At 65.8% G+C, this 15,228-nt stretch carries 8 protein-coding genes and 1 pseudogene; 4 read left to right on the forward strand and 5 right to left on the reverse strand.

The features are described 5' to 3' along the window. Window positions 1-108: 108 nt before the first annotated feature. Window positions 109-1,533 carry a glutamate--tRNA ligase gene (gene gltX, locus S58_RS16990; RefSeq protein WP_042339686.1) on the reverse strand — a complete coding sequence of 475 codons (1,425 nt, stop codon included), beginning with the start codon at window positions 1,531-1,533 and terminating at the stop codon, window positions 109-111. 136 nt (window positions 1,534-1,669) lie between these two features. Between gltX and S58_RS16995 the strand changes: the two genes are divergently transcribed. Further along, entirely contained in the window at window positions 1,670-3,355 is a 1,686-nt protein-coding gene (locus S58_RS16995; RefSeq protein ID WP_015666574.1) for a glutamine--tRNA ligase/YqeY domain fusion protein, read from the forward strand. Window positions 3,356-3,370: 15 nt separating this feature from the next. On the opposite strand, the gene S58_RS17000 is transcribed toward S58_RS16995, so the two are convergent. After that, window positions 3,371-3,583, reverse strand: a complete 213-nt coding sequence (locus S58_RS17000) for a hypothetical protein (protein ID WP_015666575.1) — start codon at window positions 3,581-3,583, stop codon at window positions 3,371-3,373. 141 nt (window positions 3,584-3,724) lie between these two features. Here S58_RS17000 and S58_RS17005 point away from each other — a divergent pair. From S58_RS17005 to S58_RS35815, 3 genes and pseudogenes are all read left to right on the forward strand, one after another. After that, window positions 3,725-4,954: pseudogene (locus S58_RS17005) on the forward strand (ComEC/Rec2 family competence protein); the annotation flags it as partial. 358 nt (window positions 4,955-5,312) lie between these two features. Continuing rightward, window positions 5,313-5,594: a hypothetical protein gene (locus tag S58_RS35810; protein ID WP_160167602.1), complete on the forward strand. Its 282-nt coding sequence runs from the start codon at window positions 5,313-5,315 to the stop codon at window positions 5,592-5,594. After that, complete coding sequence (locus S58_RS35815) at window positions 5,591-5,773, forward strand: D-cysteine desulfhydrase (protein ID WP_015666579.1); 183 nt, start codon at window positions 5,591-5,593, stop codon at window positions 5,771-5,773. The genes S58_RS35810 and S58_RS35815 overlap by 4 nt, the downstream gene beginning before the upstream one ends. 73 nt (window positions 5,774-5,846) lie before the next feature. Here S58_RS35815 and S58_RS17015 read toward each other — a convergent pair whose 3' ends face one another. From S58_RS17015 to S58_RS17025, 3 genes are read right to left on the reverse strand one after another with little or no spacing between them, the layout of a single operon-like run. Then, on the reverse strand, window positions 5,847-6,524 hold the full coding sequence (locus S58_RS17015; protein ID WP_160167603.1) for a hypothetical protein: 678 nt from the start codon (window positions 6,522-6,524) through the stop codon (window positions 5,847-5,849). Beyond that, a complete protein-coding gene (locus S58_RS17020) occupies window positions 6,454-7,104 on the reverse strand; it encodes a hypothetical protein (RefSeq protein WP_015666581.1) in 651 nt (216 codons plus the stop codon). The genes S58_RS17015 and S58_RS17020 overlap by 71 nt, the downstream gene beginning before the upstream one ends. A gap of 18 nt (window positions 7,105-7,122) precedes the next feature. Beyond that, window positions 7,123-15,228 (reverse strand): hypothetical protein, encoded by an 8,106-nt coding sequence (locus S58_RS17025; protein ID WP_015666582.1) that lies wholly within the window; start codon window positions 15,226-15,228, stop codon window positions 7,123-7,125.

Raw genomic sequence — 15,228 nt, forward strand, 5'->3', positions numbered from 1 at the left:
GAGCCCGCCGCCACGTGTTCTGAATGTCAAAAGCCGGGACACCCTTGAGTGCCGCGCAAATGCGTATCGTATTGCCCTGTGCGCTGCAAGATGGGGGTAAATGAGACCTTATGAGGTGGTCTGATCCTTGAGGCGGCCTAAAGATTCATCACGCCCCAGAATGGCCAGGACGTCGAAAATGCCAGGCGAGGTGGTCCGGCCGGTGAGCGCCGCGCGCAGCGGCTGCGCCACCGCACCCAGCTTGAGATTGTTGGCTTCGGCAAACGCACGCAGCGCGGCTTCCGTGGCCGGTCCGCTCCATGCCTCGACCGCGACCAGCGCCTCGTGCAGCCGCCCGATCAGTGCGCGGCTGTCGGGCGTCAATAGTGCGGCTGCCTTGGCGTCGATCGGGAGCGGCCGGTCGGCGAAGATGAAGGCGGCGCCGTCGATCAGCTCCAACAGCGTCTTGGCGCGCTCCTTGAGGCTCGGCATCGCCTGGGTGAGCTGCGCGCGCGTGGCGTCGTTGAGCTTGGCCTTCAACGCCGCGCCATTCGGCACGTAATTCAGCACGTCCTCGAACTGGCGCACCAGCGCCGCGTCGTCGGCGTGGCGGATGTAGTGGCCGTTGAGGTTCTCGAGCTTGGCGAAATCGAAGCGGGCCGCCGAGCGGCCGATCGCGGGCAGGTCGAAGGCTTTGATCATTTCCTCGGTCGAGAAGATCTCCTGGTCGCCGTGGCTCCAGCCGAGCCGCACCAGGTAATTTCGCAGTGCCGACGGCAGATATCCCATGGCGCGGTAGGCATCGACACCGAGCGCGCCATGGCGCTTCGACAGCTTCGAGCCGTCAGGCCCGTGAATCAACGGGATGTGCGACATCGACGGCACCGTCCAGCCCAGCGCATCGTAGATCTGCTTCTGGCGCGCGGCGTTGATCAGATGGTCGTCGCCGCGAATGACATGGGTCACGCCCATGTCGTGGTCGTCGACGACCACCGCCAGCATGTAGGTCGGATTGCCATCGCCTCGCAGCAGCACGAGGTCGTCGAGGTTCTCGTTCTGCCAGACCACGCGGCCCTGCACCTGGTCCTCGATCACGGTCTCGCCGGTCTGCGGCGCGCGCAGCCGGATCGTCGGCTTGACGCCGTCAGGCGCCTCCTTCGGATCGCGGTCGCGCCACAGGCCGTCATAGAGCCGGGTGCGGCCTTCCGCGCGCGCCTTCTCGCGCATGGCCGTCAATTCCTCGGCCGTAGCGTAGCAGCGATAGGCCATGCCGCTGGCGAGCAGCTGCTCGGCGACCTCGCGATGCCGTGACGCGCGGCTATATTGGTAGATGACGTCGCCGTCCCAATCGAGGCCCAGCCATTTCAGGCCGTCGAGGATGGCCTCGATCGCCGCCGTCGTCGACCGCTCGCGATCGGTGTCCTCGATTCTGAGCAGCATCTTGCCGCCGCGGCCGCGCGCATAGAGCCAGTTGAACAGGGCGGTCCGGGCGCCTCCGATGTGGAGGAAGCCGGTCGGGGAGGGGGCAAAGCGCGTGACGATCGGAGAGGTCATGGGCGGCAGCACGAAATCCAGGCAGGGGCTATGAAGGGCGGGGGGTGTATAGCAGGCCTATCGCATAACTAAAGCCTTCCTTGGGGGAAGCGGATTTGGCAGATAGGCTTCCAGATTCCGGAGCAGGATATTCTTGATGACCACGAACGACACGGCGGCGACGGCAGAGGCGGGGCGCGACTTCATCCGCGACATCGTCCAGGCCGATCTCGACAGCGGCAGGCACACGACCGTCGTCACCCGGTTCCCGCCGGAGCCGAACGGCTATCTGCATATCGGCCATGCCAAGTCGATCGGTCTCAACTTCGGGATCGCCCAGGAGTTCGGCGGCCGCTGCAACCTTCGCTTCGACGACACCAATCCGGCCAAGGAAGAGCAGGAATACATCGATTCCATCCAGGCCGACGTGCGCTGGCTCGGCTATGACTGGGGCGACAACCTGTTCTTCGCCTCGGACTATTTCGAGCGGCTGTACGATTGGGCGGAAGGCCTGATCAAGGCCGGGCTCGCTTATGTCGACGACCAGACGCAGGAGGAGATCCGGCTGGCTCGCGGCACCTTGACCGAGCCCGGCAAGAACAGCCCGTTCCGCGACCGCTCTGTGGAGGAGAATCTCGACCTGTTCCGGCGCATGAAGGCCGGCGAATTCGGCAACGGCGCGCGCGTGCTGCGGGCGAAGATCGATATGGCAGCCGGCAACATCAACCTGCGCGATCCCGTGCTGTACCGGATCCTGCACGCCCATCACCCGCGCACTGGCGATGCCTGGAAGATCTATCCGAGCTATGATTACGCGCATGGCCAGTCGGATGCGATCGAAGGCATCACCCATTCGATCTGCACGCTGGAATTCGAGGACCATCGGCCGCTCTACGACTGGTTCCTGGACAAGCTGCCGGTGCCGTCGCATCCGCACCAGTACGAATTCGCGCGCCTCAATCTGACCTACACGCTGCTGTCCAAGCGCGTGCTGACGCGTCTCGTGCAGGATGGTCACGTCTCCGGCTGGAACGATCCGCGCATGCCGACCATCGCGGGGTTGAAGCGGCGCGGCGTGCCGCCGGCGGCGGTGCGCGAGTTCATCAAGCGCATCGGCATCGCCAAGGCCAACAGCATCGTCGACGTCGGCATGCTCGAATTCTGCATTCGCGAGGAGCTGAACCGCACGTCGCAGCGCCGCATGGCGGTGTTGCGTCCGCTGAAGGTGGTGATCGAGAACTATCCGGAAGGCCAGGTCGAGCAGCTCGAGGCGATCAACCATCCGGATGATCCGTCCGCCGGCACGCGCAAAATCGCGTTCGGCCGCGAGCTCTATATCGAGCAGGACGACTTCATGGAGAACCCGCCGAAGAAGTTCTTCCGCCTGTCGCCCGGCAACGAGGTGCGGCTGCGCTACGCCTATTTCATCAAGTGCCGCGAGGTCATCAAGAACGATGTCGGCGAGATCGTCGAGCTTCGCTGCACCTATGATCCGGCGACCAAGGGCGGCAACGCGCCGGATGGACGCAAGGTCAAGGCGACGATGCACTGGCTGCAGGCGGCGCAGTCACTGAAAGCCGAAATCCGGATCTACAATCAGCTGTTCGCCAATCCGAGCCCGAACGCGGCCGACTTCACCGCCGATCTCAATCCGAACTCGCTGGAGGTGCTGACCGACGCGCGGATCGAGCCGGCGATCGCCGAGAGCAACTCGGACGCGCCGATGCAGTTCGAGCGCCAGGGCTACTTCGTCCGCGATCCGGATTCGACGCCGGACAAGCTCGTGTTCAACCGCACCATAGGCCTGCGCGACACGTTCGCGAAGGAGGTCGCGAAGGGATGACGCCGCTGCCCCAGCTCAGGTGATCGCATCGAGGCCGGCGTCCGTCAGCGTCGGCACGCCGTCGCTGACCTCGACGAGGCCGCGCTCGGCGAGCAGCGAGAGATCGTCGTCGGCAACGGGGGAGAGCGTGAGCCGCTGCGCCTTGATGTCTCGCAGCGTCCAGCGCAGGTGGATTGCCTTGTCGAGCGCGAGGTCGGCAAAGGGATCGTCATTGTCGTGGGCGTCCATACCCCGATAAGCGCGTGCGGTGCGAAAAGTTCCAATGTCGTTCCTCACGCAACGCTGTTGGATTCTCGTTTTGTTCCGCTAGTCGTATTCCCCGCAGTTTCGATAGCCTTCCTGCCCGTGAAGTAACGGGTGGTGTGGGCAATGGCGGAGCCGGTCGGGCCGCCAGGATGGCGTCGCGGGATCGCGGGCGTGATGGCTGATGTCTGGCCGCCGCGCGGCGCGCTCGCCGGTGGCTGGCCTGCGATCGGCTTCGACCTTTGGCCAGCCTTGGCCGCTCGGCTCAAGGGCTGGGCGCGGGAGGAGGCGGGCGCGGGGCGCTTGTTGCCCTGGGTGCCCGTCGCGTTCGGCTCGGGCATCGCGCTGTACTTCTCCGCCGATCACGAGCCCGTGCTGTGGGTGAGCGCCGCAACGGCGGTGCTGCTCTGTGTCGTCGCCCTGCTGATGCGGCGGCATCCGCTGTTTCCGGCCGGGGTCATGATCGCAGCCGCAGCGTCCGGCTTTGCCGTGGCGACGGTGAAGACGGCGCATGTGGCGCATCCGGTGCTGGCGCGACCGCTTTATTCGGTTTCGCTGTCCGGCTTCGTCGAAGCGCGCGACATCCGCGAGCGCAGCGACCGCATCGTGCTGCGCGTGACGGCGATGGAAAGCCAGCGCAACGCGATCACGCTGGCGCGCGTGAGGCTCGCGGTGCGCAAGGGCACCGCGCCTGACGTCGGCAGCTTCGTGCAGCTCAAGGCGCGGCTGTTGCCGCCGATGGCGCCGGTAAGGCCGGGCTCCTACGATTTTTCCCGCGACATGTTCTTCCAGGGCATCGGCGCCTCCGGCTTCGTCATGGGCGCGATCACGACGGTGACGCCGCCGCAGGCGGCCGGCTTCGGGTTGCATTATGCGGCGGCGATGCAGGGGCTGCGTGATGCGATCGACGCCCGCATCCGCGCCAGTCTCGACGGCGACGAGCGTGCCATCGCCACCGCGCTGCTGACCGGGCGGCGCGACGCCATCACGCCCGACGTCAACGACGCGATGTTCATCTCCGGCCTCGGCCATGTGCTGTCGATCTCGGGTTATCACATGGCGGTCGTCGCCGGCGTCGTGTTCTTTGCCGTGCGCGCGCTGCTCGCGCTTATTCCCGGCCTCACCGTGAGCCGTCCGATCAAGAAATGGGCCGCCGCGGCGGCGCTGGTGGCCGCCGCGTTCTATCTGCTGCTGTCGGGCGCGGAGGTCGCGACGCAGAGATCGTTTTTCATGACGGCGGTCGTGCTGATCGCCGTCATGGTCGACCGCCGCGCCGTCACCTTCCGCACGCTCGCGGTGGCGGCGATGATCGTGCTGATCGCGGCGCCCGAAGCGCTGGTGCATCCGAGCTTCCAGAACTTGAGCGCATCTTAGACCTAAGACCGACTTTCGCCGCGTATCCTATTGAAATAAATTGATTTTTTCCTCGCGCTGTTTCTCGCCCGGAGCACGAAAACCGAACAAAAACCCGTAAATTTCGGCATTTTCGGTCGAAAAGTCCCAGACTGAGTCCCAGACTCAGTTTCGCGTTCTCGACAGGTTCTCAGTGCGATGGCCCCCGCCTGAGGGGGAGGGGCGGGTGTTGTCACGTCTCAGCTGCCCCGGCAGGGCGGTTGATCGAGCAATGTTTCGTACACACGGATCCGCCTGCGCAGCTCCCCGACGGCGAAGAATCGGCGCCGTCTGCTATGCGACGACGATTGCCGAGATCGAGGTGCAGGCCGCGCAAGCGGGTTTTGCGCCATCCGCCATCGTCCACCGCACCGGCAGCGCCGGTACCCAGGCCGGCCTCGTCGCCGGCGCCGCGCTCGCATTGACGGACACTGCGATCGTTGGCATCGACATCGACGCCGAGCCTGCGCGGGTGCGCGCTGACATCGTGGCGCTGGCGCGCGCAGCGTCCGCGCTGCTCGATATTGCCTTTGACAAGACACAGGTGGAAGTCGTCGCCGGGCACGCGAGCCCGGCCTGCAGAATGCCGCACGAAGCCAGGTGATCCGTCTTGCAAGCCAGCTCGAGGCGCTGCAGCTCGATCCGGTTTACTCCGGCAAGGGCCTTGCCGGCCAGATCGCGCTGATCCGCGGCGGACGCTGGGGCAGCGGCGACAACGTCATCTTCCTGCACACCGGCGGCGCCCCGGCGCTGTTCGCCTATCAGAGCCTGCTCGGGATTTGAGTTATTCCTTGACGCACCGGCAAAGCGCAGCAGCGCGCTACGATGAGGTCAGGCTGGTCTGGATACGGCTGCGTCACTGACATGTGACGGTCGTGCCCGACTTCTTGCATTCGATGACGATGCTGCGGTTGACGTCATGGGTGGAATCATAGTCCGGGCGCTCATTGTATACTTTCTCACCGCAGCACTTGAAGGCTCTTGGCGTGTTGTACTTGTAGTAGACGGAAATCGTGCCGTTCAGGAGTTTTGCTCGCGAAATGCGTTCGTTGTCCTCGTCCCATTCCACGTCCTGAAACGTGCCGCTGGCGTAATCCCGGATATGGAAATTGGTCGGTGCGCGATCGACGCGGGCGAAGCAGGCGCCGTCCTTGTCCATGAGGGCAACCAGCTCGTCGGGATATCCAGTGTTGCGCATGGCGGCCTTTGCCTGGGCCAGGCGCGGGGCATAGCGGGGGTCTCCCTGGCAGAAGTCCGGTCCGCAGCCGCACGACTGACTGAAGGCGGCCTCCGGCCCGAGCCAGCAGACCGCCAGCGTCAGGATTGCGAGCATTGCGAAACGTGAACGCATCATCGACACCTCTTCAATTTTCCCGAGTTGCAATTCGATTTGAAAAACAAGCGAGCGGCCGGCTTGCTCGGCCACATCCCCGGCGGCGCGTTGGCGCTGCGACCGCGGTTCATCATTGAGCCGGCGCGGCCGATTCCGGGGGATGCGCCTGACCTTGGATCCGGAGAACAAAGCCGTTTTCACCGACGCGTCCATACCGGGCGAACAGCTGAACCACCGAGTTGTACTGATAGGATCGAATGTAGCTCCAGATCGCCTTGCGGGCCGCGTCCGAAAGATGGGCGACCTTGTCCTGCGGCTGGGGCTTTTCGCCGAGCAGGACGAGCCAGTACGAGAACAGGTCGCCAAAGCCTTCCTCGCTGACGATGTCGCTCTTGATCAGATACTCGATCCGCTCCAGCCAGATGAGAAAATCGTCGAAGGCAGTGCGGATCGCGACGTATTCGGGAGAAATCGGCTCCTTTGTCTCGGTCGGAGCGTCTTTCCAGTGGATCTTGAGGGCTTCGGGAATCTGGTGCACGTCGAATGTCTGGTTCGGCCGCGTGGGACTGGGCACCGACCCGTAATCCAGGACCTTCATGACGAAGCGAACACCGTCGTCCGAGAAAAACTGTTTGGTCTGATCGGTGGCCATGACGGCGCGCTCGCGCCGCCGCGTCAGGCTGGCTTGCTCGCTGTTCTTCCGGTACTGGTACAGGCCGAACGCTAGGCCGGCCGCGGTGACCGTCACGCCAAGTATCGAGACGACAATCGAATCCGCCATGTCCGCGATCCCTTCAGTTCAACTCTCGGATTTCTGAAAGTCGGTCTTGGCCGCCGGCAGCTGGCCGCCGCCGGTTCGATCCATCTTGACGAGAAATCCGAACGCGTGGTCGGGATCGGTGCCTGAGACGCCGTTGCTGACAAAGGGCCAGAGGAACAGTCCGCGCCGGCGCACATGGCCTGCGACGAGGTCACCCAGCAGGTCCGGAAACTCGATGGCCTGCGGCAGCGGCGCCGTTGCAAACAGCGCGGTGCCGACGGCCGCGTCCACGCGTTGCAGCGTCGCGAGCCCATAGGTGGACGCCGGCGGTGGCAACACAGGCTGGGCAATGATGCCGACATCGAGCGTCAGTTGTTGTTTGTCGTCGGCTACGTTGTTGACCGTCAGCCGAACGCGGTCGCCCGCCTTCAATTGCGCCGGCACGTCGGCGGCCGGGTTTTTCGGATCGGTGGGCTCCCGCAGCGCGGACAGCGGGATGGCGTAGGTTTCGTTTCCGTCCACGTTGTAGCGCGGGTCGCTACTGGCCGGTCTCGGGGCGGTTGCAGCGATTTGCAGTTGCCGCGGCGGCCCGCCATTGCCGGGGACGAGCTGGACGCTCAGCGCCCAGTTGCCTGCGGGCTTTTCAGGCTTGGTGCCGATCCCCTTCGCCCGCTTCCAGAACGCCAGAAAAATCGTCGACGCCGGATCATACTCGGCGCGATCGACCGCAAGCAGGTGAGGCACGTCGTCGATGCCGACACGGTTGTTGCGCGCAGGGCTGCCGAGCTCGCGATCATAGGCCGGATCGCCGAACGCCAGAGTGAACCTCTTGATCGGCAGCCAGCGTTGCCGGCTCGGGACATGAGGCAGGTCGAACACCAGAACAGGCGGCGGACCTGGGAGAAGCGATTGCGTGTTTCCTGTTTCGAGCGGCGTGACGCCGGCTGCGTCGATCGCCGGATCGCCATCATCAGCATGGCTCGGCGGCGTGCCGCGGAACGTGATCTGCACCGGCGTGTCCGCCGAGGAATCCCGCAGCGCCTGCGCCACTGCGACCTGCGCCGCGTCGCGCGCTGTGCCCTCGACGGTCAGGTCGATCAGCAAGCGCTTCGGAGTGGCACTGCTCGTTGGCTTCCCAGTGGCGTCGATCGTCTCGCCCCATGTCATCTGGGTGAACGCGACGACGACGTCGCCGACTCGCAGTTCGGCACGCGGACGCCGCGCCTCGATCGGTGTAGGTATTGGACCTTTGGGCTTCGGAGGAAGCACACCGATCCGGGCCAGCGCGACGTGGGCGGCCGGATCGGGCGCGGCCAAATCTCCCGGCACGGTAGCGACCAAGCGGATTTTGCCGTCCCAGTCGGCGGAAAGACGGCCTTGATCCGGATCCTGCACGCGGATCGTCACCGCATGCGGGCTGCGCGTGTCCGCCGTCAGGGTGCGATCGAAGCGGACGACTTGCGCGGGACCCTCGATAATCTTGAAGGTCTTGAGGTACTTCGCGCCATCGACCTCGTCCATCGACAGGTAGGTCTTGCGCCGGATCGCGGGGTCTGAAATTTCGGGAAGCGCGGACGATCGCGGCGCCCGGACCTGGCGCAGGGTCAGCGGACCGCGCCAGGCCGGGCGGCCGAACCGGCTAAAATCCTTGTCGAAGGGCACCATGAAGGACGTCAGCAGAACGCCCTCGAACTGCGTCAGCAGCGCGCCGGGCCGTTGCCCGGTGACGGTGGCTTCGATCGCGCCGGGAAGCATCGGCGCGAGGCCAGCCCTGTCGGCCGGATGACTGTTGTCCGGTAGCGGATTGCGCGCCTGATCAAATGCCGTCGCCATCGCGTCGATGGCCGGCGCCCGCGCGCGCGGCGGTGCAAGCACCGAAAGCCGGTCGGCCGGCGCCCGCAGGTTCTTCGCGGCGCGGCGCCGGAATGCAGTCCGTTGCCCGGCGGTGATGAAGGCGCTGTCGCGCATTTCCGCGGCATCGTTTGGCGAATAGCTGCCCTCGACCGTTCCCAGTGCGTTCGTGGCGATCGCGGTATTGCGGTCCCATGCGACCGCGGGCCAGGCCATGCCGCGTGTGCGTCCGGCCCAGGCCTGCCGTTCGTTGCGACGCACTTCTTCCTTGCCGAGGCTGGCATGCGCTTTCGCCGCATCTTCCGGGCGCGGGATCAGGGGCCAGCCCAGCGTCGGCGAGGCGTAGATGGTGTCCGAGAGTTTCCGCAGGACGTGTGGCCGCCGCTCCGCCATCAGCGCGAGCGCGGGCGGAGTAACCAGCCAGGAAACATGTGGCGGCGAGACCAGCGGCGATTGGGGATCGCGAATGGTCAAATAGCTGCTGTCGACGCTGGCCAGGATCAGGGCACGCGGATCCGCGCTCAGCCCGAATGCGCGCATCGACGCATCGGCGCGCTGCTTCCCGTCCATGACGATCTCGTTGCTGGTGGTATCGACCAGCGTGGCGGCCAGCGCGGCGGGAAGGATGTCGCTGTGAACCGAGCTCTCGTCGGTCACGATCAGCGTCACCGCCGGTGGAGCAGGGTCCAGCGGCGCCGCGTTCGCGGGCCATGCGGTCACGGCGAACCTGATCTCGCCCGCGGCGCGGATGCCGTCGAGCGGGACGGCGCGTGCCGTGACACAACTGATCCGCTGCGCAAAAGGCGCCGCCGCGGGACCGTCCAGGGTCTTGCCATACGCCTCCGCGACCGCGCCCAGCGCCAGCAGCGTGCGCGGAAACAGCGGCCGGTTGAGCGGCGGCGGGGCGGTGGGTTTCTGCACGAGCAGGACCTGATCGACAGCGACCATCGTGCGGGCCCTACCGCCGCCCACGATCGAGGACATCCGTGTCTCGAGCAGGCTCTGCGTTCCGTCCTGGGCCGCCAGCGAGCACGGTGGCGCGCCTTCCAGCGAGTGCGGCGTGCCGGCGGTCGCGTCATAGAGCGCAATGTTATAGACGAAATCGCTGCCGTCGCTCTGGGTTTGCGGACACGCTTTCAACGCGCCGAGCGCGGTCTCGCCATGCGGATCGCCCCCCGGCGCACTGCTCAGGGGCGCCCAGGGCAGGATCCATTGCGGGACCAGCACGACGCCCTTATTGGGTGTCTCCTGCGATGTCACCACTTCGGTCAGGGTCGCTCCGGTGAGGATGAGCGAGTCCGGTGCGGTCGTCCCCTTCAGCGCCTGCATGATGTATTCGACAGGAAAACCCGCATCCGCGAGTGCGCGACGCACTACGCCGGCGATGAGGATATCGGGGTCCGGGGCGGTTTCCTTGTAGCGCGCGAGGAAGGCATAGCGGTCGCGCACCGGATCCGGCGCCAGGTTAGCCGCAGCGACCAGCCGATGCATGTCGAACATGATCACTTCGTCGACCGAGGTCCAGGTCAGCGCCTGCTTCGCCGATGCGGCCGGCGCGCCGGGCCAGCCTCCCTTGGCCGGCGTCAGCGTGTGATCGACGACGGCGCGGAACGACCACGAGCGGTCGAGCACGATGGCGCCGCTGTCGACGACGAGGTGGTCCGTCGGCAGTTCGTGGGAGCAAAGCCGCGGCCGTACGTCGTGCGTGAGCAGCAGCTTCTCCATCGGATCGGCGCTGCCGCGCATGGTCAGCGTAGCCGTCCAGTCCCCCGCCACGGAGGAGTCCGCGTCGAAGGTGACGCGGCTCGGCCTGGCGTAGCCGACCGGCCACGAAATCGAACTGGTGCTCAGGTTATCCGCCTGGAAAGCGGCATCCAGCAGCAGTTGCGAGGTCCAGGTTACCGGATCACTGCTGCCGGTATGACGATGACGGATCGCGGTGATCCGCTGCGGAGATTTCGTTGCATCCGCGTCAAATGCGAATTCGACGAATGCCGAGCCGAGCGGCGGCGTCGGCCACGCAGGCCATTTCTGGCCTTCGCGGGCGTATCGCTTCGGGAACACCACGACGACGGCTCCGCGCAACGTCCCGTCAGGCAACGTAAAGCCGCGGAACAGTGCCGGCGCATTCTGGCCATCGACGGGAACGCTGATCCGGTCGCTGACGTCGAGCGTGAACAGCCCGGTTTCGTGATCGATCGACTCCGGGCCATTGACTGGGCGCGCGCCCAGCCCAAGCCATTGCAGCGTCCGGTCGGCAAAGTTGCGCTTGAACGCGGGCGGACTGTCCACCGCTTCGCGCAGCGGGACCGTGATATCGCCGTCGACAAGGTAAAGTGTCGGGCCGCCGTTCGGAGGCCAGACCAGTTGCATCTTCCTGAGGTTCAGGATGCCGCCTGGCGGCGGCTGGGCCGTGAACGTGGCGGTCAGACCTTGCGGGCTAAAGCCGGCCGTCGTGGTAGCGAGATTGCAGTCCTGTCCGAACAGCCGCACGCGAAGGCTCGCGGACGCGATGTCCGGCGTGGTGCCCTGGACGTCGCGCGTGAAGAAGAAATTGAAGCTCAGCCTTGTCGTCGATTTCGGCGAGGTCGCGTCGGATCCGTGATAAACGTCGACATCCGATATCAGCGAAACCGGCCCTGGCTTTTGCTCGGGCTTCGGATCCGTCTTTGCCGGTGGAACGAACGGGTCGGAGGTCGCGGTCGGATCCGAGAGATCCTTGAGCTCGATACGAACCATTTTCGTCAGCGCAAGGCTGTTGTCCGCCGTCAGACCCGGTCCGAACGTCAGGCGGACCAGATTGCCGCTGGCGTAAATCTTCTCCGCCGCGAACGGGGCAACGTCGTTGGGGTCGGAAGGCGGTGACTTGTATTGCACAGAAACCAGCAATTCGAACCGCAGCACGCTGCCATCCGCCGCGACATCGGCGCTGAGCAGCCGTAGCGGACGTGCGGCAAGCGGACCGGCGAGATCGAACTCGAACCGGCCGCGATCTGGCTGTGTCGGCCTTGTTTCCGGCGGGCCGAAGAAGCTCCATTCGTACAGCGTGCGTGCAACCCGGTTGCGATTGATCGCGGTCGGGTCGGGCCCTAATCCGGTTTCGAGACCTCCTGACGTGTCGAAGGTCAGCCCGCCGGCGTCTGGCTTGAGCGGCAGGTCGCGGAACCAGAACGAGCACCGCATGCTGCCGATGGCGACCTCGACCGGCTTTCGCAGCGTCGCCAGCACCAGCGTCTGGTCATCGGGCGCCGCGCGCAGCGCAACGGTGCGGCTGGTCTGGTGGGCCGCCGTCAGATCCGGCAGGAGCGCGAGCGACAGGCCGCGGGCGTCCTGCAAGTGATTTGGTGGGGGCGACGCCGGCGGGACCGGCGGCGGGAACGCGACCTGAAAGGAAGAGGCCGCGAAGCCCTTCACCTCGATCTGGTTCGGACCGGGCGCACCCGCAACCGTCAGCACATTTCCGGTTGCCGTGAAATGAGTGTCGGGCAGGCCGGCCAAGGCGGCCGGGCCATACTGCGTGACGCCACCAAGGAGATAGGCGCCGAGGTTGATATCGTCATGTGGCGCCGGGGGCAGGGCTTTGAAGCTGAACGGGACCTGCTGCCAGACATAAGGCTCCGCCAATCCGCGGACGACGCCGTCGGCGATGCCTGTGAGAGGATGCCAGAGTTCGACGACCTGTTTGTTGTCGGCGTTCTGAAATTCGCGGAACACGACGCGGTCGGCTTCGGTGCGCGCGCGCGCCAGCCTTCGCGCGTTCTCGAACCACACACCCGACAACCGTGCAAGATCGAGCGCTGTCGGTGGCGTATCGGTCCGGGGCGGGCTTGCCGGAATATCGGACGAGCCGCCCGGCGAATTCGCCGCGGTGGATGCAGGCACCTTCGGCTCCGGCGCCCTGGAATTTGCAAAGAGTTCGTCGAGTATCGGCAGATCGTAGCGCAGCGATACCCGCATCTCGCTGGAGGCCACCGCCGTCGTCGCATCGGCAGCGGGCGTAAACTCGATTCCCGGCAAGGTCAGCGACGCCAGCGCCACGCCTGCGCTTTCCTCCGGAGATGATGGAACAGGGTAGGGGCCGAAACCCGCGGCCCGCAACGGCGGCCAGGGCCAGCGCCAGCGGCCGTCGCCAAACGCGGTCGTCTGCATGGGCAGCGTTTCGATGATCGGAAGCCGCGCTTTGACGCTTGCTGTGTTGGCGACGAAGGTCAACGCCAGCGGCGCGGTCGGGCCGCCGATCACTTCGGTCGGGACCAGTTCGCGTGTCGCCGACGGACGCTTGGCGCTTTCGGCCGTGCGGGTCATCGATACCGACGAGACCAGGGCCAGGGTCGGGTGCGGCTGCCAGACCAGCAGGGGATCGGACACCGGTAGCGGCAGCGAGAAGCTGATCAAGCCGGGACCGCCCTCGGTGAAACCGGTCACCTTGACCTGCCAGTTGGTCGGACCGCTGACCCCGAATGAAATCGGCACGCTTGTAAGAGCCGCCGGACCCGCATCCAGCGGCGGCAGGATTTCGGTCGGCGAAGGACTGCCTTCGCCGGCCCACAACACGCCCTCGAGCGTGCCGGCGGCGGCTTTCACCGTGGCGGCAATGCTGCGTGGAAGAGTAGTGTCGAGCGGTTTCTTCCAGACGACGGTGATGGCGACGCTTTGGGCTGCGACGATTTCGAGGCCCGGCAGAGTCGGATTGTCGGCGCGCGCCGCGGTGCCGTCGGCGCCGATCGCCAGTCGAAGGAAACCGCGAAACGCCGAACCGGCGGCGAGCAGCTTGACCGGTGGTGGATCGTCCGGCCCGGGAGCCGGCGGAAGCGGCATCTGGACCCAGCCGCGTTCGAGCGCGATGAACGCATAAGGCGGCCGTGTGCCGGCAGCGATGGCGCCGGATGCCGACCAGACTTCGCCGAGACGTGCCGCGAGCGGCGCGGCGTCGACGATTCCGGAAAACGTCTTGACCTCGATCTTGTCCGGATTGAGCGCCGGCGGCGCGGCCTCGCTCCAGGTCAGCAGCACGGTAGGAGATGCCGCCGCAATCGCTTCCAGCGTGGCGGGCTGCCCGGCCAGCGAGGTGATGGTCAGCACGACGGGATCGCTACCGCGACGCGCGGACAGCACGGCTCTGTGCCCGGCAAGCTCGGCGACGCCAGGCTCGCCGCCGCCATAGTCCTCGCGCGTCAATAGCCGCACCGCCACCGCATCTTCGAGAATGCGAACCGACGGAACGAGATCCGCGCCAGGGATGGCCGTCGGGTTGTCGCACAGCCAAACCGGAGATACCGCGTCGCCCTTGATCTGGAGCGGCCAGGTCAGCCGCGGCACGGCGTCGGTGTTGACCTGCAGCGAAATACAGCCGCCTCGCTCGGCAAGATCGCGCGACATCCAGGTCAGGCCGGCTTTCAGTTTCGGCAGAGACGCCGAACCGGAAGGCGGCCGGCCTTCGTCGATCAGGTCAAGTTGCAAGCCACTCGTCCCGTCGCTGGTTTCGATCGGCACCAGCCGTACCCGCAACGGCAATCGATCGCTGGTGCCGGTCCCGGTCCCGGTCCCGAATGGATCGTGGACCAGCACCTCGAATTCAATGCCGTCAGGCGTCAGATCGAACGTAATGGCGTCGGAGGCTTTGGTGCCGACGATCGGCTTTGCGGTTTTCCGCCGCCGGATCAAAAGCCCGCCGAAGATTCGAACATAGTCGCCCGGCGTCGCCCATTCGATCGACAACAGCCTGGTCAGCGGGTAGCGCGGGTCGCCGGAGCTGTTTTTCGGTTCGGCGTCCAGCGCACAGACGACAGGAATTCGCCCGCGGGTGGCGCGAAGCCGGGGGGCTGCGAGTTCGAACAGGTTGCCGATCTTGGTAAAGCCTTCGGGCCGCGGCGGCCACGCCAATTTCGGCGCCACCCGCAAGTCGGAATAACGCGAAGGCGGGGGCGGCGCGGCAACGGCGGCAGGTGCGGCCGGCAACGGCGCCAGATCGGCGAGGGCAAACGGCGTGAACTGGGCCTTGCCGATTTTGACGAAGGGAGCCGAGGATGGATTTTTGCGGAAATCCACGGTGGTTGCCGCCAGCGCCAGCAACATCGGTTCCTGAAAGTTGACGCCGGCCTGGTCCTCGACGCCGACCTGATGGGCATGTGCGGACTGCAAGATCACGCGGATCGAATAGTTGCGCGGCGGCCGGTTGGCGCCGGCGTTGGGTTGCGCGCCGAGATCAAGCGAGGCCTGCCACACCGGATCGTTGGTGCCGTAATCCGGCCCGTCGATGTTGACCCGGCGAAACGCGGTCATGCGATCAGCCAT

It is taken from the genome of Bradyrhizobium oligotrophicum S58 (assembly GCF_000344805.1).
Classification (GTDB): Bacteria; Pseudomonadota; Alphaproteobacteria; order Rhizobiales; family Xanthobacteraceae; genus Bradyrhizobium; species Bradyrhizobium oligotrophicum.